The organism is Acidobacteriota bacterium (assembly GCA_009861545.1).
Classification (GTDB): domain Bacteria; phylum Acidobacteriota; class Vicinamibacteria; order Vicinamibacterales; family UBA8438; genus WTFV01.
In genome coordinates this window covers 13,587-36,722 of record VXME01000163.1, presented here as the reverse complement: position 1 = coordinate 36,722, position 23,136 = coordinate 13,587, and the positions used below count along the sequence as shown (strand labels likewise).

General features: G+C 70.0%; 21 protein-coding genes. 12 read left to right on the top strand and 9 right to left on the bottom strand.

Annotated elements, in window-relative coordinates; translation table 11 throughout:
- Positions 1-467: 467 nt before the first annotated feature.
- The 3 genes from F4X11_25700 to F4X11_25690 all read right to left on the bottom strand — a co-directional run bounded on the left by F4X11_25700 (position 468) and on the right by F4X11_25690 (position 3,992).
- Positions 468-1,517 carry a cyclase family protein gene (locus F4X11_25700; protein ID MYN68371.1) on the bottom strand — a complete coding sequence of 350 codons (1,050 nt, stop codon included), beginning with the start codon at positions 1,515-1,517 and terminating at the stop codon, positions 468-470.
- A gap of 34 nt (positions 1,518-1,551) precedes the next feature.
- Positions 1,552-2,997: a PQQ-binding-like beta-propeller repeat protein gene (locus F4X11_25695; protein ID MYN68370.1), complete on the bottom strand. Its 1,446-nt coding sequence runs from the start codon at positions 2,995-2,997 to the stop codon at positions 1,552-1,554.
- Positions 2,998-3,119: 122 nt separating this feature from the next.
- Positions 3,120-3,992 carry an NAD(P)-dependent oxidoreductase gene (locus tag F4X11_25690; GenBank protein MYN68369.1) on the bottom strand — a complete coding sequence of 291 codons (873 nt, stop codon included), beginning with the start codon at positions 3,990-3,992 and terminating at the stop codon, positions 3,120-3,122.
- Positions 3,993-4,208: 216 nt separating this feature from the next.
- Between F4X11_25690 and F4X11_25685 the strand changes: the two genes are divergently transcribed.
- From F4X11_25685 to F4X11_25665, 5 genes are all read left to right on the top strand, one after another.
- The gene (locus F4X11_25685; protein ID MYN68368.1) at positions 4,209-5,351 is read left to right on the top strand and encodes a hypothetical protein; all 1,143 of its coding nucleotides are present in this window, start codon (positions 4,209-4,211) and stop codon (positions 5,349-5,351) included.
- Between the two features lie 229 nt (positions 5,352-5,580).
- Positions 5,581-6,447, top strand: a complete 867-nt coding sequence (locus tag F4X11_25680; protein MYN68367.1) for a hypothetical protein — start codon at positions 5,581-5,583, stop codon at positions 6,445-6,447.
- A gap of 85 nt (positions 6,448-6,532) precedes the next feature.
- On the top strand, positions 6,533-7,636 hold the full coding sequence (locus tag F4X11_25675) for a hypothetical protein (GenBank protein MYN68366.1): 1,104 nt from the start codon (positions 6,533-6,535) through the stop codon (positions 7,634-7,636).
- A gap of 48 nt (positions 7,637-7,684) precedes the next feature.
- Positions 7,685-8,773 (top strand): hypothetical protein, encoded by a 1,089-nt coding sequence (locus F4X11_25670; protein ID MYN68365.1) that lies wholly within the window; start codon positions 7,685-7,687, stop codon positions 8,771-8,773.
- Positions 8,774-8,847: 74 nt separating this feature from the next.
- A complete protein-coding gene (locus tag F4X11_25665) occupies positions 8,848-9,297 on the top strand; it encodes a hypothetical protein (GenBank protein ID MYN68364.1) in 450 nt (149 codons plus the stop codon).
- 15 nt (positions 9,298-9,312) lie between these two features.
- Here the strand turns inward: F4X11_25665 and F4X11_25660 are convergent, their stop codons facing one another.
- Positions 9,313-10,311 carry a hypothetical protein gene (locus tag F4X11_25660; GenBank protein ID MYN68363.1) on the bottom strand — a complete coding sequence of 333 codons (999 nt, stop codon included), beginning with the start codon at positions 10,309-10,311 and terminating at the stop codon, positions 9,313-9,315.
- Positions 10,312-10,687: 376 nt separating this feature from the next.
- Between F4X11_25660 and F4X11_25655 the strand changes: the two genes are divergently transcribed.
- Positions 10,688-11,266, top strand: a complete 579-nt coding sequence (locus tag F4X11_25655) for a carboxymuconolactone decarboxylase family protein (GenBank protein ID MYN68362.1) — start codon at positions 10,688-10,690, stop codon at positions 11,264-11,266.
- An 80-nt stretch (positions 11,267-11,346) separates the two neighbouring features.
- Here F4X11_25655 and F4X11_25650 read toward each other — a convergent pair whose 3' ends face one another.
- Positions 11,347-13,326, bottom strand: coding sequence for a PQQ-binding-like beta-propeller repeat protein (locus F4X11_25650; GenBank protein MYN68361.1), 1,980 nt, complete (start codon positions 13,324-13,326; stop codon positions 11,347-11,349).
- 183 nt (positions 13,327-13,509) lie between these two features.
- Between F4X11_25650 and F4X11_25645 the strand changes: the two genes are divergently transcribed.
- Together F4X11_25645 and F4X11_25640 are read left to right on the top strand one after the other, a co-directional pair.
- The gene (locus F4X11_25645; protein MYN68360.1) at positions 13,510-13,998 is read left to right on the top strand and encodes a hypothetical protein; all 489 of its coding nucleotides are present in this window, start codon (positions 13,510-13,512) and stop codon (positions 13,996-13,998) included.
- A gap of 268 nt (positions 13,999-14,266) precedes the next feature.
- Positions 14,267-15,229, top strand: a complete 963-nt coding sequence (locus F4X11_25640; GenBank protein ID MYN68359.1) for a cyclase family protein — start codon at positions 14,267-14,269, stop codon at positions 15,227-15,229.
- Between the two features lie 53 nt (positions 15,230-15,282).
- On the opposite strand, the gene F4X11_25635 is transcribed toward F4X11_25640, so the two are convergent.
- From F4X11_25635 to F4X11_25620, 4 genes are all read right to left on the bottom strand, one after another.
- The gene (locus tag F4X11_25635) at positions 15,283-16,290 is read right to left on the bottom strand and encodes a hypothetical protein (protein MYN68358.1); all 1,008 of its coding nucleotides are present in this window, start codon (positions 16,288-16,290) and stop codon (positions 15,283-15,285) included.
- A gap of 142 nt (positions 16,291-16,432) precedes the next feature.
- Positions 16,433-18,607 (bottom strand): carboxypeptidase regulatory-like domain-containing protein, encoded by a 2,175-nt coding sequence (locus F4X11_25630; protein ID MYN68357.1) that lies wholly within the window; start codon positions 18,605-18,607, stop codon positions 16,433-16,435.
- Positions 18,608-18,706: 99 nt separating this feature from the next.
- Positions 18,707-19,045, bottom strand: coding sequence for a type II toxin-antitoxin system PemK/MazF family toxin (locus tag F4X11_25625; protein MYN68356.1), 339 nt, complete (start codon positions 19,043-19,045; stop codon positions 18,707-18,709).
- Positions 19,045-19,281, bottom strand: coding sequence for a ribbon-helix-helix protein, CopG family (locus F4X11_25620; GenBank protein ID MYN68355.1), 237 nt, complete (start codon positions 19,279-19,281; stop codon positions 19,045-19,047). The genes F4X11_25625 and F4X11_25620 overlap by 1 nt, the downstream gene beginning before the upstream one ends.
- A 144-nt stretch (positions 19,282-19,425) precedes the next feature.
- Between F4X11_25620 and F4X11_25615 the strand changes: the two genes are divergently transcribed.
- Genes F4X11_25615 through F4X11_25600 form a run of 4 tightly spaced genes read left to right on the top strand, consistent with a single transcriptional unit; the run spans position 19,426 to position 23,035 of the window.
- Positions 19,426-20,661: a PQQ-binding-like beta-propeller repeat protein gene (locus tag F4X11_25615; protein ID MYN68354.1), complete on the top strand. Its 1,236-nt coding sequence runs from the start codon at positions 19,426-19,428 to the stop codon at positions 20,659-20,661.
- Positions 20,662-20,700: 39 nt separating this feature from the next.
- Positions 20,701-21,138 (top strand): cupin domain-containing protein, encoded by a 438-nt coding sequence (locus F4X11_25610; protein MYN68353.1) that lies wholly within the window; start codon positions 20,701-20,703, stop codon positions 21,136-21,138.
- Entirely contained in the window at positions 21,116-21,955 is an 840-nt protein-coding gene (locus F4X11_25605) for a cytochrome c (GenBank protein MYN68352.1), read from the top strand. Before F4X11_25610 ends, F4X11_25605 begins: the two co-directional genes overlap by 23 nt.
- Positions 21,956-22,006: 51 nt before the next feature.
- A complete protein-coding gene (locus F4X11_25600) occupies positions 22,007-23,035 on the top strand; it encodes a lipocalin-like domain-containing protein (protein ID MYN68351.1) in 1,029 nt (342 codons plus the stop codon).
- The last annotated feature ends 101 nt before the right edge of the window (positions 23,036-23,136 follow it).

Here is a 23,136-nt window from a genome sequence, read left to right as displayed (position 1 = left end):
CGAGACGAAGATCGCCGCCCTGCGGAAGATCAACGCGTACCACACGTCGCTGTTCGCCTACTACCTCGACCGGCTCGCCGAGACGCCGGACGGCGACGGCTCGCTGCTCGACAACGTGGTCATCCTCTACGGCAGCGCCATCAGCGAGGGCAATCGGCACGACATCCGCAACCTGCCGATCCTGCTGGCCGGCGGCGGCGCGGGCCAGATCCAGGGCGGGCGCCACGTAAAGTACCCGGACCGGACCCAGCGGCTGACCAACCTGCAGTTGACGCTGCTGAACTCGCTGGGCGTGCCGACGGAGAAGTTCGGCGACAGCACCGGCGAGCAGCTCGAGGAGTTGTCGGGGGTGGCGACCGCCACGAACTGATCCGGCGTCCCGCGAAGGGCGCCGGGGCGTACAATCGAAGGGCGGCTGATCAACGGCTCGATCAGCCGCCCTTTCCTCGTTCAGCACGCCGCGCGCATCAGAACAAGGCGATCGGATTGACCGGCGAGCCGGTGCCGTTCGGAATCCGCAGCGTCGCAATGGTCAGCATGAACTCCCAGCGGTTGCGCTCGGCGGCGGCATTGGCCAGCGCCTGAAAATCCGCGCGGTCGAGCACCTGGATACCCAGGATCGTCAGCGCGAAGTTGTGGAGCGCGGTGCGCGGCAGGTCCCCTTCCGGCTGCGGCGCGTAACCGGGCGTCTCCCAGCCCGCGATGGCCACGTCCCGCTCCTTCAGCCACGGGATCACGTTGTTGTCCAGGCCGGCCGCCTCGCGGCCGGTGTCGAACGGCCCCAGCGCATCCTGACGGGCCCAGCGCCCCCAGCGAATGAGGAATGCATCGCCGGGACCGACTCTCACGCCGGCCATCTCCTCCCACGCCTCCAGGTCCTCTACCGTGATGCGCGTGCCCGGCTCGAGCCACGGCACGCCCTTCAGCCGCGGGATGTCGTAGAGGACGCCGCGCGTGACGAGGCCGTCCTTCACGACCATGATGGAGTTCTTCTTGGCGCCCTCCTCCATCGTGACCAGCCCGTCCACGTCGTACCCGTTCCACATCTTGCCGTCGAAGAAGACATGCGCGAAGGCGTCGAGGTGCGTGGTGCCGGGGCCGTGGATGCAGGGGTAGGCGATCGTATCGCTGGCGCCCGTGCGGGTGGCGCGCGACATCGACCACTCGACCGGGCAGGGCACATCGGCGCTCACGTAGTTCTGCGCGTTCGACGCCAGCGACACCGTGAACCCCTCACTGACCAGCGCCGCGGCGGCGGCGCGCTTGGCCGGCGTGATCAGATTCGCCATGCCCAGCTCGTCGTCCGGGCCCCAGCGGCCCCAGTTGGAGAGCTCGGTGAGCCAGCGATCGAACTGCTCCTGGCTCACGAGCGGCGGCGCGGACGATTCCTGGGCCGTTACCGTCGGCCGTCCTGCCGCCGCGAGAACCAGCGCCAAGGCTGCGACTGCGACCGCGCCGGTCATCCAGTTCTTCATTTCATCCCTCCTCAAGTGCGCGTTCACCGGCACGTGCTGCATGCTACGGCCGGACCGGGGAGTTCCGCCGGCGCCGCTACCGGGCCGCGAGCGAGGCGCGGACGATCTCCCGTCCGTTGCGCGCGACGATGTGCCGGTTCGCGTACGCGGGGTACGACCAGAGCACCGCGCCGAGCTCGCGCCGCCGCGGGACCGGCGAGGTCGGCTCGAGCAGGTGGGTGCGGCTGACGACCTCGAGCCCGTCCGGCGCGAACCGCGCGATGATCAGCTCGCCGCGATCGTTGTTGATGAAGTAGCGGTCGCCGTTGCGCACGAAGAAGGCGGTCGCCTGCCGCGCGCGTTCGACGGTCAGCGCCTGGCTCTCCCACAGCCGCTCCCCGGTCCGCACGTCGATGCAGCGAAGCTCGCCGTAGCTGTCGATCCCGTAGAGGTAGTCGCCGTCGATGACCGGCGTCCCGATCATCGAGTGCAGCTTGTCGGTGTCGACCTCGTTGCTGTCCTCGCTGCGCCAGACGAGCGAGGCGTCCGGGCGGTCGAGGTTCAGACGCAGCATACGCGACCCGTTGAAGAAGGACGAGACCAGCAGGTAGGGACCGCCCCGCACCGGCGACGCGATGGTCACGCCGAGCCGGACGTCGAACGGAACCTCCCAGTATCGCTCACCGGTCCGGGGGTCGAGCGACGTGATCGCACGCGGATGCCAGACGACGAGCTGCCGGACGCCGCCGGCGTCGAAGACGACAGGCGCGTTGTAGCCCGGCTCCCAGTCGGACGGGAGCGCGCGCCACACCTCCGCGCCGGTGTGCTTGTCGAACGCGATCACCTTCCCGTCCGGCTCCGCGCCGGCGAGGCAGATCAGCAGATCGCCCTCGCCGAGCGGCGCCCCGGCCATCCCCCACGCCGGCACCTCGGCTCCCAGGTCGGCGACATAGTCCTTCGACCACAGGATGGCGCCGGTGGCGACATCGAGCGCAAGCAGCCGGCCCATCGCTCCCTGCACGTAGACGCGGTCCCCGTCCACGGTCGGCGTGGCGCGCGGGCCGATGGCGTACAGCGGTTGGAGCCCCGCGTAGTCGGCCTCCCACTCGCGGCTCCACAACGTCTCGCCGGTCTCCTCGTCGAGGCAGAGCACCCGCTCGATCATCCGCATGCCGCCTCCGCCGGCGGAGCGCGCATCGATGACGAAGACCCGCCCGCCGGCCACGGCCGGACCCGCGTAGCCGTCATGGATGGGGACACGCCAAGTGAACGACAACCCGCCGGGAGGGAACTCCTCGAGGATGCCGGTCTCGGTCCAGACACCCTGGCGCCCGGCGCCGCGGTACTCCGGCCAGTCGTCGGCCGCGACGATGCCGGGCACCGCGATGCAGAGGAGCGCCGCGGCCAGCATCAAGAGCCGGCCGTGCTGGAGGCGCGCCGGGTGCGAGGTGCTTTCCACGGGGTCCGGTCCCCGAGGGCCGAACCGGGCAACCCCGCCCTGCAGGGGCGAGGCCGAAGGTGAAGGCTGTGGCATCTGTTGCATCGCCGAGTTCCTCGAGAGCTTGTCGTAGTTCCTCGATATCCACGCGCCGACCGGGATGCGCGAGGAGCACAAGCATGACACATGCTTCCGCCCACACGACCGTGCACCCCGGCACCCTCGACTCACTCCGCTCCGAGTTCCTCCACCAGCGTGATCAGCGCCGACAGGTCGTCGCGTCCCCGGCCCCGCCCGTGGAGCCCGTTGATGAACTGCATGGTCACGGCGCCGGCCGGCAGCGAGACGCCCAGGTCGTGCGCCAGGTTCAGCACGATGTCGAGATCCTTGTGGTACAGCCGGCTCTCGATGCCGGCGTCGAAGTCGCGGCGCGCCATTCGGTCGCCGAAGAAGTCGAGCACGCGGCTGGACGCCATGCCCTGCAGCATCGCCTCCCGGACCCTCCCCGCGTCGAGGCCGGCGCGGCGGGCCAGCGCCAACGCCTCGGCGACCCCCTGCGCGGTGACCAGCAGCAGGAGCTGGTGGCACGCCTTCGTCCCCTGTCCGGCGCCGTGATCCCCCATGTGGAGCACCTTGGTGCCGATGCAGTCGAACAGCGGCCGGGCGCGGTCGAGCACGTCCGCCTTTCCGCCGACCATGATCGAAAGGGTCGCGTCGCGCGCGCCGTGGGGGCCGCCCGACACCGGCGCGTCGAGCATGTCGACGCCGCGTTCCGCCAGCCGGTCGGCGATCCCGCGGGTCGCGGTCGGATCGATGGTGCTGGTGTCGATGACCACCGTGCCGGACCGGGCCCCGTGCACGACGCCGGCGTCGCCCAGCAGGACCTGCTCGACGTCCGGGGTGCCGGTCAGCATGGTGAAGACCGCGTCGCAGTCGGCGGCCAGCGCCGCCGGCGTCTCGGCGGTCGCGGCGCCGCGCTCGATCAGCGGTGCGAGCGACGCGGGTCGCCGGGCATAGACCGTCAGCTCGTGGCGCCCCCGCAGCAGGTTGAGGGCCATCGAGCGCCCCATCACGCCCAGCCCGATGAATCCGACTCGCATGGTCGACTCCTCCGATCCGGACGGCGCCGGCCGCCGCCACGTGGCCAGCGTACAAAATCGGGGCGCGGCGCGCCGGACTGTATTAGAGTGAGTTCGGCAACACGGCTACCGAATGCGCGGCAGGACACCGACTCGCCATCGACGTCACGCGCCGCCGATGGACGCGGCGGCGGCGTCGCGCGCCCACCTCGACGGACGACAGCAATGAGGCAGACCATGACCTATCGACGACTCGGATACGGACTTCTGCTCGGTGCGCTCGGCGCGGCGCTCGCCGTGGTGGCGGCGGCCCCGGGCGGCGCTTCCTCCACCGGAGTCGCCGCCCAGTCCGGCGACGGCATGCTGGGCGGCGCCGGCTTCGCCTTCGATCCGTACTGGCCCAAGCCGCTCCCGGACAACTGGACGCTCGGCAACGTGGTGGGCGTGGCGGTAGATTCGCGCGACCACATCTGGATCGTCCACCGGCCCGGCAGCCTCAACCAGCAGGAGCGGGGCGCCGACGCCGACCCGCCGCTCGCGGAGTGCTGCCGCCCGGCCCCGCCGGTCATCGAGTTCACCCAGGACGGCGACGTCGTCCAGGCCTGGGGCGGCCCGTCCCACGACTACGAGTGGCCGCAGTCGGAGCACGGCATCTTCATCGACCACCTGGACAACGTCTGGCTGGGGGGCAGCGGCGGCAACGACTCCCAGATTCTCAAGTTCACCCGGCACGGCCGTTTCCTGCTGCAGATCGGCGCGCAGGGCGAGGGCCAGGGCAGCAACGACCTCGCCAATTTCGGCCAGCCGGCCGAGATCGATGTCGACCCCGAGACCAACGAGGTCTACATCGCCGACGGCTACGGCAACCGGCGGGTCGCGGTCTTCGACGCCGACACCGGCGAGTACCGCCGGCACTGGGGCGCCTATGGCAACGTCCCCACCGACGACGCCTACACCTACGATCCGGACGCGCCGCTTTCGCAGCAGTTCGGGCGGCCGGTGCACTGCGCCACGCTGTCGGCGGACGGGCTGGTCTACGTCTGCGACCGCGTGAACGACCGCATCCAGGTGTTCCAGCGGGACGGCACCTTCCTCGACGAGGTGCTCATCGCCCCGCGGACCCTCGATTTCGGCTCGGCGTTCGACATCGACTTCTCGCCCGACCCCGAGCAGCGCTACCTCTACAACATCGACGGGATGAACCAGAAGGTGTGGATCATCTCGCGCGAGGACCTGTCCATCGTCGATTCGTTCGGCTTCGGCGGACACCGGGCGGGCGGCTTCACCGCGGCGCACAGTCTCGCCGTCGATTCCGGCGGCAACATCTACGTGGGAGAGACGCTCGAAGGCAAGCGAGTCCAGCGCTTCGTGAAGCAGTGAGCGGCGCCCGCCGGGGCGGGCCGGCAGCCCGCCCCGTGGCAACCGGAAACGCAGACGGCGCCGCACGGGCCGCATGATTCGAGCCGGCCGGCCGGGAATTCGCGGGGGGAACGCCGCGCGGGCGCAGGTCCGCGACCGGGAGAGCCAGGTACAATGCCACAAGGGCCGGGTGACCGCCCAAGCCGGCGCCGCCCGCCGCCGTCCGCATCGAGGAGGAGCACAGACCGTGATGTTGAAGGCGACGAAGACGATACTCACCGCGGCGGCCGTTCTCGCCGGGATCGGCATCCTGGCAGCGGGCCCGGTCGCCGCGCAATCGGCGGACTTCGAGCCGCCGCGGCTGTCCAACGGCAACCCGGACCTGAACGGCATCTGGCAGGCGCTGAACGCAGCGCACTACGACGTGGAGCCGCACATCGCGCGGCCGGCGATGCAGCTTCGGGAGGGTCCCCGCAGCCTGCTTCCCGACGTGCCGGTCCTGCGGCTGGGCGCGGTCGGCGCCGTGCCGGGCAGCATGGGCGTGATCGAGGGCGGCGGTCGGATTCCGTACACGCCCGAGGCCCGCGCCCTGAAGGAAGAGAACCAGGCCGCCTGGGTCGACCGCGACCCGGAGATCAAGTGCTACATGCCGGGCGTCCCGCGCGCGACCTACATGCCCTTCCCGTTCCAGATCTTCCAGAACGAGAACAACGTGTTCATCGCCTACGAGTTCGCCGGAGCCGTGCGCGACATCTACCTGGAGGACGTCGGACCGGCCGAGACCGACTCGTGGATGGGCCAGTCGGTGGGCCGCTGGGAAGGCGACACGCTGGTGGTCGAGGTGACCGGCCAGAACGATCAGACCTGGTTCGACCGCGCGGGCAGCCACCATACGAACCAGTTGCGCGTCGTCGAGCGCTACACGCTGATCGGCCCGAACCACATCCAGTACGAGGCGACGATGGAAGACCCCAACGTCTTCACCGCGCCCTGGACCATCCGCATGCCGCTCTACCGGCGGATCGAGCCGGGCGCGCGGCTGATGGATTTCAAGTGCGTCGAGTTCGTCGAGGAGCTGCTGTTCGGCGATCTTCGCCGAAATCCGCTGCCGCGCTAGCAGGCTGCAGAAACCATGCCGGTCCGGACGACGCCGCGCCAGGCAGGCGTCAACGACGTTCGACGCGGAGAGCAGGGAGAGCCCGATGGGTAGTTCAATTCGACACGGAATCGCAGCCGGCGCGGCCCTCGCGCTCGGCCTCGTGATCGCGGCGGGCGCCACGATCGAGGCGCAGGAGATCCCGCGCACGGCAAGCGGGCGCCCGGACCTGTCGGGCACCTACGACACCGCGACGTTGACGCCGCTCGAGAGGCCCGTGGAGTTCGGCGACCGCCTGACGCTGAGCGAGGAGGAGGCGGCGGCGATCGCCCAGGGCGAGCCGGTCGCGCTGGCCGCGGTGTTCGGCATCCCGCCCGACCGGAACATCGAGAGCGCGCCGCCCAGCGAGGCGCCTCCCGTGGGCGGTGACGGATCGACCGGCGCCGCGGGCGCGGTCGGCGGCTACAACACGTTCTGGATGGACCGCGGCAGCTCGGCGTTCCGGATCGACGGGCAGTGGCGGACGTCCATCCTCACCGATCCGCCGAACGGCCGCCGGCCGCCGCTGACCGCCGAGGCGCAGGCGCGCAGGGCCGAAGCCGCCGGCTTCTTCCGGCCGAACAGCGGCACGGCGTGGTGGATGATCGAGAACGGGCTCGACGCCCCCGGCCCCTACGACGATCCCGAGATCCGGCCGCTCGCCGAGCGCTGCCTGCTCGGCTTCGGATCGACGGCCGGGCCGCCCATGCTGCCGGTGCTCTACAACAACCTGAAGCGCATCGTGCAGACCGACGACCACGTCCTGATCCTGGTCGAGATGGTGCACGACGCACGCGTGGTCCGGATGAACGACGAGCACGCCCCGCCGGAGATCCGCAAGTGGCTGGGCGATTCGGTCGGCCACTGGGAGGGCGACACGCTGGTCGTCGACACCACCAACTTCACCGACACGCCGGCGCTGAGCGGCGCGTCCCGCAACCTGCACGTGGTGGAGCGCTTCACGCGCATCGACGCCGACACGCTGCTCTACCAGTTCACCGTCGACGATCCGACGGTCTGGAGCGCACCGTGGAGCGGCGAGTACGTCTGGCCGGCCACGCGTGACCGGGTCTACGAGTACGCCTGTCACGAGGCGAACTACTCGTTCCGGGGGATTCTGGGCGGCGCGCGGATCCTCGAGCAGGACGTCCGCGAGGGGCGCCAGCCGTAGAGGAACAGCCGTCGGCAGGCGGAATCGGAACGATCGATGGAGGTTCTCATGCGCAGTCGACTTCGGGCGCCGGCCGTGATCGCGTGCGCGATCGCCGTCCTGGCGGCCGCGCCCGCGTTGGCCCAGTCCACGGACATTCCCCGCACCGCCAGCGGCCGCCCGGACCTGTCCGGCACCTACGACATCGCGACGCTGACGCCGCTGCAGCGGCCGGAGCGCTTCGGCGACAAGGCGTTCCTGACGGAAGAGGAGGCGGCCGAGATCGCCCGCCGGGAGTTCGAGCGCAACGCCAGCCGCAACGAGGCGAGCGACCCCAACCGCGAGGCGCCGCCCGTCGGCGGCGACGGATCGCCTGGCGCGGCCGGCAACGTCGGCGGCTACAACACGTTCTGGATCGACCGGGGCAACGACGCCTACCAGATCGACGGCCAGTGGCGAACATCGATCATCGTCGACCCGCCCAACGGCCGGCAGCCGCCGCTGACCGACGCGGCGCGGGCTCGCCAGGCCGAGCTGGCCGGCTTTCGCCGTCCGAACTCGGGCACGGCGTGGTGGATGATCGAGAACGGCCCCGACGCCCCCGGCCCCTACGACGACCCCGAGATCCGGCCGCTCGCCGAGCGCTGCCTGCTCGGCTTCGGGTCCACCGGCGGGCCGCCGATGCTGCCGGTCCTCTACAACAACCTGAAGCGCATCGTGCAGACCGACGACCATGTCCTGATCCTGGTCGAGATGGTGCACGACGCGCGGGTGATCCGGATGAACGCCGAGCACGCCCCGCCCGAGATCCGAAGCTGGCTGGGTGATTCCGTAGGACGCTGGGAGGGCGACACCCTCGTCGTCGACACCACCAACTTCAACGACACGCCCGCGCTGCGGCAGGCGACGCGCGATCTCCACGTGGTGGAGCGCTTCACCCGCCTGGACGCCGACACGCTGCTCTACCGGTTCACGGTGGAGGACCCGAACGTCTGGACCGCGCCGTGGACCGGCGAGTACGTCTGGCCGGCCAGCGACACCCGCGTCTACGAGTACGCCTGCCACGAGGCCAACTACTCGTTCCGGGGCATCCTGGGCGGGGCGCGTATCCTCGAGCAGGACGTCCGCGAGGGACGGGTCCCCGAGCCGCCTCGCTAGGAGTCGGGCCATCGAGCGGATTTGGAGAGATACGACCGAGAACGAACCAAGAGAGAGAATCGGAGGCAAACGTCATGACCACCAAGCCGCGCCGTCCGTCACGCACCACCCTCTGCCTGCTCGCCGCCGGCCTGCTCGCGGTTGCCGCGACCAGCGTGCCGGTCGTAGCCCACCACGCCTTCGGCGCCGAATTCGATCCGAACCGCCCGGTCCTGCTCCGCGGCCCCATCGTCCGCGTGGAGTGGGTCAACCCGCACACGTGGATCCACCTGGAAGTGACCAACGAGGACGGCAGCAGCGAAGTCTGGATGGTCGAGGGCGGCACGCCGAACACGCTGCTGCGGCGCGGCCTGCGGCGGGACTACGTGCAGCCCGGCACGGTCGTGGTCGTGGACGGCTACCAGAGCAAGGACAGGACGGCGCGAGCCAACGCGCGCGACCTGACCTTCGAGGACGGACGCAAGTTCTTCATGGGCTCGTCCGGCACCGGTGCGCCGTACGACAACGAGCGGCGGGATCGCTAGCGCGCGATCGCGGCGCTACTGGGCGCCGCCCGCTTCCTGCTCCTCGAGCCGCGCGCCGCCGAGGATGCCGGGCATCGAGTAGTTCCCTTCGTGGCAGGCGTACTCGAAGATGGGATCCAGGGTCGACTCGTGGAGCAGCTCGACCGTCCACGGCCGCGTCCAGGTGTCGGCGTCGTTCAGCGTGATCTCGTGCCGCAGCACGTCGGGGCCGATCCGCGTGTAGCGCTCCACCAGGTGCAGGTTCTGGGTGGCGCCGCTGAAGCGCGTCTGCGGCGAGTAGTTCAGCGTTTCGACGACCAGCGTGTCCCCTTCCCAGCGGCCGCGGGCGTCGCCCGCCCACTGCCGGATGTCGTCGTCGATGTGCGGGCGGCCGTCGATCGGGATGACCCGCGTGAAGTGCCCCATCTCCTGGAAGATCGCCACGTGGGTCGGCGTCTGCACGAGCTGGAAGTAGCTGTTGTAGCCGGCGCCCATGCGCGGCGCGTCGAAGTGCAGGCAGCGGTCGCCCAGGGTGCGATCCTCCGGGCCGTCGGACGGATGCTCGGCCGCGTAGGCTCGACGCTCGGCCGCGCGGGCCGCGGCCGCCTCCGTCAGTGCCGGAATGCGCCCGTCGGGGGGATCGATGATGAGCGACGTCCGGTTGTCCAGGTGGCGCTCCACCAGCCAGAACGCGTTGTAGTTGCCGGTGATGACGTCGAAGTCCTGGAACTCGGGATTGCCGAGCGCCTGCTGCACGAGCCGGTCGCCCAGAAGATCCCCGGCCTGCTCGTTGTCGCGGAACTCGGCGATCCGCTGCGTCAACTCGGCGAGCTCCTCGTCCGACAGCGTCGCCCTGCCGGCGAGCTGCTCGGGGCGCTCCATCGGCGTCGCGCTGTTGTTCATCCAGATGCCGGACAGGTCGGGCTGTCCGAAGGGTGTGCGGGGCGCCGTATATTCCTGGCCGAACGCCGCGGCCGGCGCCAGCGCGAGAACGGCGGCCAGCGCCGCCCATGCCGTGAAACTGCGGCCATTCATCGAAACCTCCCGTGCTCCATCGTGGGAATACCGTCCGGCGAGGCGCCGCCGGCCCGTCATCCATCACGATAGACGGCTGCGCGCGCGGGCGCAAGCGCTCCATGGTACAGTCGCCCGTCATGTCGACGCCGCCCTCCTGGCAACGCTGGGTTCGCGATCGGCCTGCTGCCGCCGGTGCTGTTCGTCAGCAGCGCGATCATGTGGTGGAATCGGGTCGTCCGGCCCCGGATGGCGCCGGATGCGCCCCGCCGCGCCGCCGTACCGGCCGCGGCCTCGAAGTGAGGACAGAGCCATGCACATTCACTATCGACGTCGGTTTCCGCGCTTCGCCGCCGGCGCACTCGTCATCACCTTGCTGCTGACCCTGACACACGCCATGACCGCAACAGCCCAGAACCGCATGCCTCCGCTGTCGGAGGACCAGATGACCCCGGAGCAGTTGGCCGCCGTCGAGGAGTTCAAGGCGGCCCGCAACACCGACCGCTTCGGCGGCCCGTTCATGGTGCTGCTCCGCAGCCCCGAGATGATGAACCGCGCCCGCAACGTCGGCGACTACGTTCGTTTCCGCAGCGCCCTGCCGCCGCGCCTCAGCGAGTTCGTCATCCTGCTCACCGCACGCCACTGGACGCAGAACTACGAGTGGTACGTGCACGCCCCGATCGCCGAGCGCGAGGGGCTCGACGCCGCCATCATAGAGGCGGTGGCCGACGGGCGCCGGCCGGCGGAGCTCGCCGGGGACGAAGCCGCCGTCTATGACTTCTGCATGGAGCTGCTGCGCAACCACGAGGTCAGCGATCCGACCTACGCCCGGATGGTGGAGCACCTGGGCGAGAACGGCGTCATCGACGCCATCGGCATCCTGGGCTACTACCAGATGCTGGCGATGGCGATGAACACGGCGCGGACGCCGCTGCCGGAAGGGGTGGAACCGGGGCTGCTGTCGTTCCCGCGGTAGCGTCGTTGGACGGGACGACGGGCGGGTGGCGTCCAGTGCCACCCGCCCGTCCATTCGCACCGAACGCACGGTGACTTGTTCTACTCCGGCAGCGCCAGCGACACGAGCGACCCCGGCAGGCGGTCCGAACCGCCGGCGATGGGAACGACGATGTACTGCCGGCCCTCGTGCATGTAGCTCATCGGAATGCTGGTGGCCGGCGCCGGCATCTCGACCGTCCCGAGCCTCTCACCGTTAGTCTTGTCCACCGCGTACAGCAGCGGCCGGGCGCCGCGCCCCTCGCTGTACATCAGCAGCGTCCGGCTCACCAGCGTCAGCGCCTGGCTGCGCACCCCGGTGTTCGGGAGATCGACGCCTTCCAGGGCCGGGTGGTTCCGGATCCGCTCCGGCGTGTCCCCGTTGGGGATGGTCCACAGCGTGTCGCCGGTGTTCATGTCGATGGCGGTGATCCGGCCGTAGGGCGGCTTGAAGAGCGGGAGGCCCTGCGGGCCCTGCAGGAACCCGTTGTCGGTGGCGTACTTCGCCACGGTGCGGCCGATCGGGTTCGGATCGGCGGCGTCCCCCACCTCGCCGGGGCTCAGGATCGGCGCCGCGCACAGGGTCATCGACGCCGCGTAGAGGATCCCTGTCTCCGGGTCGGCCGCCGTGCCGCCGGTGATGTTGGTCCCGCCGCCGGGGCCGGGACAGTGAATCGCCCCCCGCTTGCCGAGGTCGTTGTCGGGGTGCAGCGGCGGCGTGAACATCGAGCCGTACTCGTACTGGTCGAGAATCTCCAGCGCCTGCTCGCGGAGCTCGGGCGTGAAGTCGATCAGGTCGTCCGCGGTGATGTCCTGCAGGTCGTACGCGGCCGGCTTCGTCGGGAACGGCTGCGTCGGCGAGTACCACTCGCCCGGCACGTGGCCGCGCGGCACGGGACGCTCCTCGATGGGCCAGATCGGCTCGCCGGTCTCGCGATTGAAGACGTAGGCGAACGCCTGCTTGGTCGTCTGCACGAGGATCGGCACCTCACGCCCGTCGATGGTGACGTCGAGCAGGTTCGGGGCGGTCGGGTTGTCGCGGTTCCAGATGTCGTGGTGCACGGTCTGGAAGTGCCACTCCCGCTGGCCCGTGCGCACGTCGAGGGCCAGGATGCTGGTCGCGAACAGGTTGTCGCCCGGATGGAAGCCACCCCAGTAGTCGTTGGTCGGCGGGTCGGTCACCACGTAGACGAGGCCGCGGTCGGAGTCGGCCGACAGCGGCGCCCAGGCCGAGACGTTGCCGGTCCACTGCCAGGCGTCGTTCTCCCACGTGTCGAAGCCGAACTCGCTCTCGGATTGCGGGATCACGTTGAACTTCCAGAGGTGCTCGCCGCTGGCCGCGTCGTAGGCCAGGATGTGCCCCGGCACGTTCTCCTGGCGCGTCTGCCGGTAGCCCTGCTCGTGCGAGTTGCCGACCACGACCACCCCGTTGACGACGATCGGGGGTGAGGAATTGGTGATGTAGCCGACGGTGGACGGAAGCCCGTCGGTCGGATGGTACTCGTAGCCGAAATCGGCCAGCAGATCGACCGTGCCCTCGTTGCCGAAGCTCTCGATCGGGTCGCCGGTGTCGGGGTCGAGCGCGTGGAGGAAGAACCCGGGCGTCACGACGTAGATGCGCCCCTCGCCGTTCACGACCTCGTAGGCGACGCCCTTCCCGTAGTTCTTGCGCATGGAGTTCTCCCAGCGCTTCGTCGTCGGCTCGCGGAAGGTCCAGAGGGTCTCGCCGGTCGCCGGGTCCATGGCGACGACGGTGCGGCGGTAGCCGGCCACGCCGAAGAGCTTGCCCTCGGCGTAGATCGGCGTCGACCGCATGACGTTGTCGACGGTCGGCCCGTAGTTGTCGCCGCGCCAGAGCCAGGCGACCTCCAGATTCTCGAAGTTCTCTGCGTGGATCTGGTCGAACGGCGCATAGCGGGTGCTGCCCTCGTCGGCGCCCCAATGCGTCCAGCCGCCGTCCTGCGCCGAAGCCCCACCGGCGCTCACGAGTCCGGCCAGCACCAACCCGGCGATCAGCGCGCTACTCCATCGCAATCGCGTCATCGTGTCGATCTCCCCTGTGACGAAAACCGGATCATTATGTCCCCATATGATGAGCGGGACCAGAACGTCGGGCCGCGACACCGCCGGGCTGGCGACAGTCTGCGTCAGCGCCACGCGCCGGCCACGGACGCCGGCACGTCCTTCGCGACCTCGACGACGCCCGCACGAACGGAGGAACGACCCATGCCGCAGATTCTTCACGCCATCGCGGCGACGATAGTCATCGTCGCGGGATTCACCGCTCCGGCTCTCGCCCAGGACGAGAACGAACGCGAGTACCTGACCGGCCTGCGCGAGGTCAACGTGTTCGTCGACGACCTGGCCCCGGACGCGGAGGCGGCCGGGCTGACGCGCGACGGCATCGAAGCCGCCGTCGAGGCGCGCCTCCGGGAGCGGCGCGTGCCGCGGGGCCGATCGCAGCTCGCCGGCGACCTCTACGTGCGCGTGGCGACGCACCAGGGCACGACCGGCCTGTACGCGTACTTCGCGCGGGTGTCGCTGCAACAGCTCGTCACCATCGAGGGCAACCAGGAGCGCGCGTTCGTCGACACCTGGGACCTGGACTCGCTGGGAACCGTCGGCACGGCCAACCTGCCGCAAGTGCAGCGGGTCGTGCTGCAGATCGTCGATGCGTTCATCGACGACTACTTCTCCGTGAACGACCCGCGCTGATCAACGCGGATCGAAGCGGTCCAGAGTCATCCCCTTGGCCCAGGCCTCCACGAAGTCCTGCACGAAGTCCTCCTGCGCATCGTCGGCCGCGTAGAACTCGGCGACCGAGCGCAGCTCGGAATGGGAGCCGCAAGCGCGCTCCGGTCGGACCGCCGGGCGCCGCCCGCGTGCGCAGGCTCCGTGCCGCCATTCGCGAGCGTCCGGTCCGCGCGTTCAGTAGAATCAGCGGCGGTCGGAGACGGAACTGTTCCGCTCCGGGAGGAGAGCCATGCGATTGACCAGCATAGCCGTCATCGTCGTCGTTTCGCTCACGACCCTGCTCGCGGGGTCCGCGCCAGCCGTCGCCCAGTCGTGGTCGCCGCCGCCGCCCGAGGAGCGTTGCCCCAGCAAATGGGGCGCCGGCGACGAACGGGGCGCGGCCAACCACATGGGCCCCGCGACGGTGCTCAAGGCCGCGCGGCTGATCCGGACCGGGCGCGTGATCGAGCTCGGACAGGTGCTGAGAAGCGACATGCCGCTGGGCGCCCGGCACTTCGACCTCTACGTGAAGCCGACCGGCCCGTACGTGGGTTCGAACCGGCGCGGCTCGAACGAGGAGCTGGTCGTCGCCGAAATGGGCCAGGTGGGCACGCAGTTCGACGGCTTCACCCACCAGACCATCGGCGACAGCCTCTACAACTGCGTCGACCAGAACGAGGTCATGACGCGGACCGGCTTCACGCGGCTCGGCGTCGAGAACGTCGGCACGTTGATGACACGCGGCGTCCTCATCGACGTGGCGGCCCTCAAGGGCGTCGACATGCTGCCCGACACGTACGAGATCACGGTCGACGACCTGCAGCAGGCGCTCGATCGGCAGGGCGTGGCGCTGGAACCGGGCGACGCGGTGCTGATCCACACCGGCTGGGGCGTGCTCTGGGACACCGATTTCGACCGCTTCATGGCGACCAACCCCGGGATCGGCGTCGCGGCGGCGCAGTGGCTCGTGGAACACGATCCGATGCTGCTGGGGGCCGACAACCAGCCGGTCGAGGTTTCGCCCAACCCGGACCCGGAGATCTCGCTGCCGATCCACCAGATCATGCTGGTGGTCAACGGCATCCACTTGGTGGAGCGGATGCGACTGGCCGAGCTGGCCTCGGCCGGGGTCTACGAGTTCGCGTTCGTGGTGCAGCCGCTGAAGCTCGAAGGCGCCACCGGGTCGACCGTCGCCCCGGTCGCGATCTACTGAGCGTGGAAGGTGCGAGCCGCCGGCCCGGAGCCGCGGCTCGCACCCCCGGCAATCTACTGCTGCCCGCCGGCCGCCTCCCTGGCCTCCAGGGCGCGGGCCCCGCCGAGCATGAGGGGCATCGAGTGGTGTCCCTCGTGACAGGCGTACTCCCACTTCTCGCCGTCGAGCGCCTTCATCGGCACCTCGAACGTCCACGGGCGCTCCCAGGTCTGTGGATCGTTGACGGTGGCCTGGTAGCGCAGCGTGTCCGCGTCGACGCGCGTCAACCGCTCGGTCAGGTGCATGCTGCCGGTGGTGGAACGCCACAGCCGCCGCGGATCGAAGTTCGCGGTCTCGATGACCAGCGTGTCGCCCTCCCAGTGCCCGCGCGACTCGCCCGACCACTGCAGCATGTCCGAGGGCAGCGAGGGACGCCCGTCGAGGGGGACGATGCGCACGGTGTTCACCATCTCGGTGACGATCGCGACGTGGTCCGGCGTCTGGAACAACTGCATGTTGTTGTTGTAGGCGCTCGGCGTCATCGGCGGCCCGGCGTTGAAGCCCAGGAGGCAGCGGTCGTAGGTGCTGAAGTCCAGCCACGAGTCGGCCGGCTGAATGCGCCGGTGCTCCCGGTACGCATCGACGCGGCGCCGCCCCTCCGGCGTCAGGGCCGGGTAGCGTCCGTTCGGCGGGTCGACGATCAGGGAGGTCCGGCCCGTGTCGACCGCCTCCAGGCCCTGATCGAGCCAAGTGTGGTTGTAGGAGCCGTTCCCGCCGTCCGGCCGCCGGTCCACGTTGGTGCCCGCCTCGGTGCGCTGCGCCGGCAGGTCCAGGAAGTTGTTCAGGCGGTCGAGCGCCTGCTGCTCCAGGTCGGCGATCTCCTCCGTGGTCAGGAACTCCTTGTCGGCCAGCGCCTCGGGCCGCTCCATGCGGGTGATGCTCCGGAAGTCCCAGACGCCCCCGAGGTCGGGCGCGCCCCAGGCGGTCCGCGGCGGCTCGGTCTGGGCGCCCGCGGGCGCCGCCCCCGCGACGGTGAGCGCCGCCGCTACTACGAACGTGCACGTCAAGATTCGATGGCTCATCTCGTCCCCCCCGATCGTAAGGCCGCCCGCGCCGATGTATGCGGCAGTGTGATCAGCCCTCAATTGTAAGCCGGTGCGGCCCCGGCGCACCGCCGCCGGGTCGAGACGCACGCTCCCCGCACACGAGCGCGAGTTGCGCCCTTCACTGCGCGAGCGGATCCGGCCGGAGCTGGAAATGGATGACCGAGCTCCGCCTGCCCTGGCCCCCCTCGATGTGCCAGTTCAGGTTCGACCCGTAGTTGGCCCAGAGCCCGCGCCCCTTCCAGCCGCCGTCCGGATCGTCGATCCGCCCGTCCAGCCCGCGGGCGAAGAACCCGAGCGGATACGGCACCCGCAACACCACCCATTCTTCGGTCTCGGGGAGCAGGGCCAGCAGCGAATCGGAGCCCGAGCCGGGCGCGATCGGCACGTTGGTCCCCAACCCGAGCGTGTCGAACTGATCGACCCAGTTGTAGTAGTGGTAGTCGGCGCTGCCGGGGTCGGTCACCCCCTTCATCTGCGGTCCCGGCGTCGGATACAGCGTCCAGCCTTCCGGACAGTGCTGGCCGGTCGCCTCCGGGCCGTTCAGGACGCGGCACTTGCTGCGGTCGAAGCTGGCCATGTGCCCGCTGCCGGAAAGCGCGGTCCAGATGAGGCCGTTGCGGTCGACGTCGACGCCGCGCGGCGCGTGGCCGGTCTGCGCCGGGTCGACGCCGGAATTCTCGATGGACGGCGGCTCGTACACCTCCGCGATGCACGTCTCCGGCGGATTGTCGCCCCTGTCCAGGCGGACAAGACGGCCCGGGAACGGTCCCGTCCGGGCGATCCAGGCGGAATCGTCCACCGGGTTGGCGATGATGCCGTAGGCGAATCCTCCCAGTCGGGTATCGTGCGCGGGGTCGACCTGCTCGCCCGGCTCGTTCCACGGCCGCGTGATCCGCCCGTCGCCGTTGGTGTCGATCACGGTCGGGCACCAGCCCTGCGACGCCTGCTCGTTGCCGGTCTCGTCGTACTGCTTCGTATCGAGCCACCCGACCACGTTCGAGTCGCCGCTGAACCACAGGGTGTCGCGCTCATCCTCGGCGAACTGCAGGTGGTGCGTCCCGTAGCAACTGTCGATGAGCGTGAACGTCTCGGTCGCCGGGTCGTAGACGGATATCTGCCGGCCGCTGCGCTCGACCGGGAAGTAGCGCGCGGACGGATGCGCCGAACCCTCCCGGCACCAGTCGGGGTTGCTGTGGCGGCGGATCGTGGAGGTCAGCCAGACCCGGCCCTGCGCGTCCATCATCGGGTTGTGCGGATTGGCCGGCGCGTCGAAGATGATCTCGTCGCCCCAGTACGGCGACGGCTCGAAGCCGGGCGCGGTCGGGAACATCGACGGCACCATCTCGGTGGGCTCGCGGAGCGGGATGGGAATCTCGATGGATTCGTGCCGCGCCGTGTCGGTGACCACCAGCGTGTCCTCCGTGATCGAGACGCCGTAGACGAGGCCGTCGGCGTTGACGGTGGGCTGCCGCTTGTCGGTGGTGATCTCGTCGTGGACGTAGGAGGCCTCCCCCGCCCACTCCCACATGGTCAGCACGAGGTTGCGCTCGACCCCCTGCGGCCGGGGCGGAGCCTCCGGCACCTCGCCGGCGGCGATGCGGTCGCTCCAGTCGGCGAACATCGCGAGGCCGCGGTCGCGCCCGAACCGGTTCAGCACCCCGCTCATCTGCGCGCCGCGCTGCCCGAAGGCGACCCGGTGATCCCACGCCTCGACCGAGGAGTCGAATCCGTCGAGGTGGCTGATGTCGAACGTGAACCGGTTGCCCATCTGGTGGCAGAGCTGGCATCCCTGCTTGGTGACGTCGACCCAGGCGGCCTGGCTGCGGAGCGCCGGCGAGATGCCGTTGCCGCCGGGCCCGGTGCCGGGGAATTCGCTCGCGGCGGGAACCTCGAGCAGCGAGTACCAATAGTTGGCCGGGTAGACCGCGGCCGCCTCCTGCGGCGTCGGGGCCGGTGCGGCCTCCAGGGTCACGCTCTCGCCGGGCCGGGCAGTCACCGGCTCGGAATCGACCAGCCCGTAGCCGCGGACCCAGACGCGATAGGCGGCATCCGGCAGATCCGGCACGAGGAACCGCCCGTCGTCGCCGGTGACGACGATCTTGCGGAACAGGGTGTCGAGGTCCTCGGTCTCGGCAATGACCCAGACCCCCGCCTCCGGGCCGGCCGGACTGCGCACGACGCCCCGCAGGTCGGCCTCTCCCGTCATCTCCCCGGGGCCCTGCGCCGCGCCGAGCGAAACCGTAAACGCGACGACGAGCGCCGTCGCGAGCCGGTCGATCCGTGCGTACCGCATCGTCCACCTCCTGTGGTCCCCCTGCCGAGACCTCGACTGCGTTCCGATCCGTACCCACTGCCACCGACGCGATCCCCACATGGCGATCCTCCTCTTGGGTCAACGACCCAGGACGACGTCGACGCCCGACAGCAGCAGCTCGAGCTTGACCCGCGAGAGCTTGCCGGCGCGTTCGTCGAACACGTTCCTGTCAAGTGCGACGACCTGCGAGACGTTGGCGACCGAGTCCCGCGGAAGACCGGTCGTACTCGCGGCCAGCAGCACGTTGCCAGGCGCTGCAGCCCATCGCAGGTTGCTCGTCAGGGGCACGCACACCGCGGTCGCAAGACGGCTGCGGTTCAGGGCATCGCCCTGCACAACCACGACCGGTCGCCGGAACCCGGGGCCCGATCCGACCGGCGCCGGAAGATCGGCCCACCAGATCTCACCCTGCGAGATCACCACTCGACGCGCTCCAGGACGCGTCGGGCCGCAGCGGCCGCGAACGCATCCGACTCGCTGCCGACCGCAACGCACACACGATTCATGGCGTCGGTCACTTCGTCCGGCGCGTGACGCGCCACGTACTCGCGGAGCGCCGCGCTGTACACCTCGCTCCGCGACCTGCGCTCGCGCTCCGCCAGTCGTTCTGCCTGCTCGAAGATCTCGTCCGGGATTGAAACCGCCGTCTTCATACCAGGAGTATAACCGCCGTGCAGCGCGACTCCCGCCAGCGATTCCGCAGGCAAGGGAGTGCTCGCGGCGCCGGTCGAATGCTCGTACAATAGTGGCGCTTTCGGGAACGGAGACCACGGAACAAGGATCTGGAGCAGGAGACGATGACATATCTCGCGCGCACGTTCATGGCGGCGGCGGTTCTGGCGCTGACGCTCGGTTTCGTGTCGAGCGCGGCGGCGCAGGACTGGCCCCAGTGGCGCGGCCCGGAGCGTGACGGCGTGGCGGCGGCCTTCGACGTGCCGGCGAGCTGGCCGGACACGCTGCAACGGCACTGGTCGGTAGACATCGGACTCGGCTACGCCAGCCCGGTGCTGATCGGCGACCGCCTGTACATGTTCAGCCGCCAGGGCGAGGACGAAGTGATGACCGCGCTCGACGCGGCGACGGGCGAGACGATCTGGCGGACGAGCTACGCGGCGCCGTTCAACATGAACCCGTCGACCGCGCGGCATCGTGCGGGTCCGAAGTCGACCCCGACCTTCGCCGATGGCCGTCTCTTCACGCACGGGATGACCGGCACCGTCACCGCGTTCGACGCGGCCGGCGGCGAGCAGCTCTGGCAGTTTCCCGGCACCGGTCTGACGCCGCTCTTCCACACCTCGATGTCGCCGCTGGTGATCGGCGACCTGGTCGTCGTCCACGTCGGCGGGCACAACGACGGTCAGTTGACCGCGTTCGACGCGGCCTCCGGGGCAGTGCGCTGGAGCTGGGACGGCGACGGGCCCGCCTACGGCTCGCCGATGCTGTTCGAGCTGGGCGGAACGCGGCAGGTGGTCGTCTTCACGCAGGAGCACTTCGTCGGCGTGTCGCCGGAGACCGGCACCCTGCTCTGGAGCCGGCCGTTCACGACGCCGGCCGTCACCACGTCGCAGACGCCGCTCCTCCACGAGGACATGGTGATTCAGACCGGCCGCGCCAACGGCGTGACCGCGTTCCGCGTCAGCCCGGGCGCAGGCGGCTGGACCACCGAGGACGTCTGGCACACCGACGAGGTCGGGCTCCACATGACCAACGGCGTCATCAACGACGGCGTCCTCTACGGGCTCTCGCACCTGAACAGCGGCCAGTACTTCGGTCTGGATCTCGATACCGGCGAGGTGCTCTGGACCAGCGCGCCGCGGCAAGCGGAGAACGCCTCGATTCTCCGGTCCGGCGACACGATCCTCTCGCTGGAGGACGACGCCGAGCTGGTCGTCCTGGCCCACAGCCGCAGTGGATTCAGCCCGGTGCAGCGCTACGAGGTGGCCGACAGCGAGACCTGGACGGCGCCGACCCTCGTTGGCAACCGGCTCTTCATCAAGGATATTTCGACGCTGGCGCTCTGGACGCTCGACTGACCGGGGCGCGGCCCGTCGTCTTCGAAGGGAGTGGGCAGAATGACGCTGACAACCCGTATGCAGCTTCGTTTCGGTCTCGCCGTCGCGTTCGTCGCCGTCGCGGGAGTCCTGTACTTCGCCGCGGATTCCGGCGCGGTCGCCGCGGCGCAGAGCAACTTCGTCGGGGGCGATCCGACTCGCCCGGACTCGTCGGACATCCGCGCCGTCCGCCTGCGGTTCGAAGCCGGCGCACGGTCGAACTGGCACAGCCACGGCAACTGGCAGATCATCATGGCCGAAGAAGGCGAGGGCCGCACCCAGGTTCAGGGGGAGCCGATACAGATCCTGGAGGCCGGCGGCAACCCGGTCTACGCCGGACCCGGCGTGCTCCACTGGCACGGCGCGGCGCCCGACCAGCACATGGTTCAGCTCACCTTCGTCAGCGGCCAGACGAGCTGGGAAGGTCCCGTCAGCGATGACGACTACCTGGGCCGGTAACGACGTGACCGCGGCGAGACCGGCCGCGCCCGCCCCCACCGCGACCCGCCGCCTGCGGGCGAGGTTCGCGGGCGTCGCCGCCTGCGTCGGGGCACTGGCGCTCAGCGCGCACCCAGCCACGGCGCAGGAAACGGAAGAGCCGTCTGTCTGGGACGGCGTCTACTCCGCCGAGCAGGCGATGCGCGGCAAGAAGCTGTACGAGGCGACCTGCTCCCGGTGCCATGGGGAAGATCTGTCCGGCGCCAACGCGCGGCCGCTGGCCGGCGAGAGCTTCATCCGCGACTGGGGCGGCCTGAAGCTGGACGGCGTCCTCACCCGCGCGAGGACGATGCCGCCGGGCGCATCGGGCAGCCTCGGCGAGACCGGCTACGTGGACATCATCGCCTACGTGCTCGAGGTGAACGAGTTCCCGCATGGCGAGGGCGAGCTGACCGCGGAGCGCGCCGGCGACATCCTCGTCTACGGCGCGGACGGTCCCGACGCGGTGCCGAACTTCGCCATGGTGCAGGTGGTCGGATGCCTGGCGCGGGACGATAGCACCTGGATCGTCACCGACGGCAGCGAGCCAATCCGCACGCGCGACCCGGACGCGTCGTCCGGCGACGTGCTCGCTCTCACGCAGGCCATGGCGCTCGGAGGCAACACGTTCGAGCTGATGTACGTCTTCCCCGATCCCGACCCGTACGAGGGACACCGGGTCGAGGCCAAGGGGTTCCTGATCCGGCGTGAGGACGGCGCCGACGCGCTGGACGCGATCAACGTGACGGCGGTGGCGAGCCTGGAGGCCGCCTGCCGGGTCCAGGAGCCTGCGCCATAGAACCGGCGCAGGCTGCCGGAAGCGAGCAGCCTGCCGCACGCATCGTGAGGGATGTGCATGGCCAGCCGTTACACGCGTCTCCTGGTGGTCGGCGGATTCGTCGTCGCGCTACTGGCGTGCGGCGGTTCCGCCGGTCCCGGCGATGCCCCCGGGTCATCCGCGGCCGAGCCCCTGTCCGCGGGTCAGCGCCAACTCGTAGGTACGTGGTCACTGGCGAGCATAGAGCGCCGCAGCGCCGACGACGAGCTTCTTGCGGCGCCGCTCGAAGACCGTCTCGGCTACCTCATCTACGACGCTTCCGGGTACATGGGCGTGACCATCATGCGTCCCGACCGCGTGCCGTACTCGGAAGCCGGGCCGACCGCCGACGAGGCGCTGGCGCAGTTCGGGAGCTACACGTCGTACTTCGGACCGTTCACGGTAGACGACGTCGAGGGAGCCGTCACGCACCACGTCGAGGCCAGCCTCGACCCGCGCGGCGCCGGGTCGGAGTACAGGCGCTTCTACACCCTTGTCGAGGATCGCCTGACCCTTCAGCCCCCGGCCGGAGCTGACGGTTCGAAGACGCTCGTGACGTGGGTGCGGCAGCCCGACCTGCCGCAGTCCGAGGTAACCGACACGCACACGGCGCTCTTCGGCGCGTACCGCATCGATTCGGTCGCCCGCCACACCACCGACGGGTTCCCGGTCGAGATCGACCAGTACGAGACCGGCTACATCTTCTACGCGCCGTCGGGACACATGTCGGTACATCTCGTGCGCCCCGGCCGGTCGGCGTTCGCCGGAGACTCGCCCACCGCCGACGAGGCGCTCCGGCTGACCGAGACCTACGGGAGCTACTTCGGACCGTTCTCCGTGCGCGAGATGGCGGGCTGCATCACCTGCCCCGGTCCACGCGATCAGGGCTATCTGACCCATCATCTGACCGGGAGCACGAATCCGCGGGGGACCGGCACGGACGCTCGGCGCTACTACGAGCTGACCGACACCGATCTCACGTTGCGGCCCCCGGTAGGAACGGACGACGAGGGCCGGGAAGTCGTGACCGCGATCCGCTGGGAGCGACTGCTTCGTCGGTGAGGCGTCTGCCGTCGCCGCGAGCTCGCCCGTGGGCAGATGCCCCGCTTCCGAAGTCCGCGCATCGATGGCCCCGCGCGTTTGCCGGTGCGCTACGGCCTCCG

Bases quoted from the DNA above. Each gene is read 5' to 3' on its own strand.
- F4X11_25630 (MYN68357.1), bottom strand. From the start codon at position 18,607: ATGCGGTACGCACGGATCGACCGGCTCGCGACGGCGCTCGTCGTCGCG.
- F4X11_25640 (MYN68359.1), top strand. From the start codon at position 14,267: ATGCGATTGACCAGCATAGCCGTCATCGTCGTCGTTTCGCTCACGACC.
- F4X11_25600 (MYN68351.1), top strand. From the start codon at position 22,007: ATGTGCATGGCCAGCCGTTACACGCGTCTCCTGGTGGTCGGCGGATTC.
- F4X11_25665 (MYN68364.1), top strand. From the start codon at position 8,848: ATGACCACCAAGCCGCGCCGTCCGTCACGCACCACCCTCTGCCTGCTC.
- F4X11_25685 (MYN68368.1), top strand. From the start codon at position 4,209: ATGACCTATCGACGACTCGGATACGGACTTCTGCTCGGTGCGCTCGGC.
- F4X11_25605 (MYN68352.1), top strand. From the start codon at position 21,116: ATGACGACTACCTGGGCCGGTAACGACGTGACCGCGGCGAGACCGGCC.
- F4X11_25670 (MYN68365.1), top strand. From the start codon at position 7,685: ATGCGCAGTCGACTTCGGGCGCCGGCCGTGATCGCGTGCGCGATCGCC.
- F4X11_25675 (MYN68366.1), top strand. From the start codon at position 6,533: ATGGGTAGTTCAATTCGACACGGAATCGCAGCCGGCGCGGCCCTCGCG.
- F4X11_25695 (MYN68370.1), bottom strand. From the start codon at position 2,997: ATGCAACAGATGCCACAGCCTTCACCTTCGGCCTCGCCCCTGCAGGGC.
- F4X11_25635 (MYN68358.1), bottom strand. From the start codon at position 16,290: ATGAGCCATCGAATCTTGACGTGCACGTTCGTAGTAGCGGCGGCGCTC.
- F4X11_25615 (MYN68354.1), top strand. From the start codon at position 19,426: ATGACATATCTCGCGCGCACGTTCATGGCGGCGGCGGTTCTGGCGCTG.
- F4X11_25700 (MYN68371.1), bottom strand. From the start codon at position 1,517: ATGCAGCACGTGCCGGTGAACGCGCACTTGAGGAGGGATGAAATGAAG.
- F4X11_25680 (MYN68367.1), top strand. From the start codon at position 5,581: ATGTTGAAGGCGACGAAGACGATACTCACCGCGGCGGCCGTTCTCGCC.
- F4X11_25650 (MYN68361.1), bottom strand. From the start codon at position 13,326: ATGACGCGATTGCGATGGAGTAGCGCGCTGATCGCCGGGTTGGTGCTG.
- F4X11_25690 (MYN68369.1), bottom strand. From the start codon at position 3,992: ATGCGAGTCGGATTCATCGGGCTGGGCGTGATGGGGCGCTCGATGGCC.
- F4X11_25610 (MYN68353.1), top strand. From the start codon at position 20,701: ATGACGCTGACAACCCGTATGCAGCTTCGTTTCGGTCTCGCCGTCGCG.
- F4X11_25645 (MYN68360.1), top strand. From the start codon at position 13,510: ATGCCGCAGATTCTTCACGCCATCGCGGCGACGATAGTCATCGTCGCG.
- F4X11_25660 (MYN68363.1), bottom strand. From the start codon at position 10,311: ATGAATGGCCGCAGTTTCACGGCATGGGCGGCGCTGGCCGCCGTTCTC.
- F4X11_25620 (MYN68355.1), bottom strand. From the start codon at position 19,281: ATGAAGACGGCGGTTTCAATCCCGGACGAGATCTTCGAGCAGGCAGAA.
- F4X11_25655 (MYN68362.1), top strand. From the start codon at position 10,688: ATGACCGCAACAGCCCAGAACCGCATGCCTCCGCTGTCGGAGGACCAG.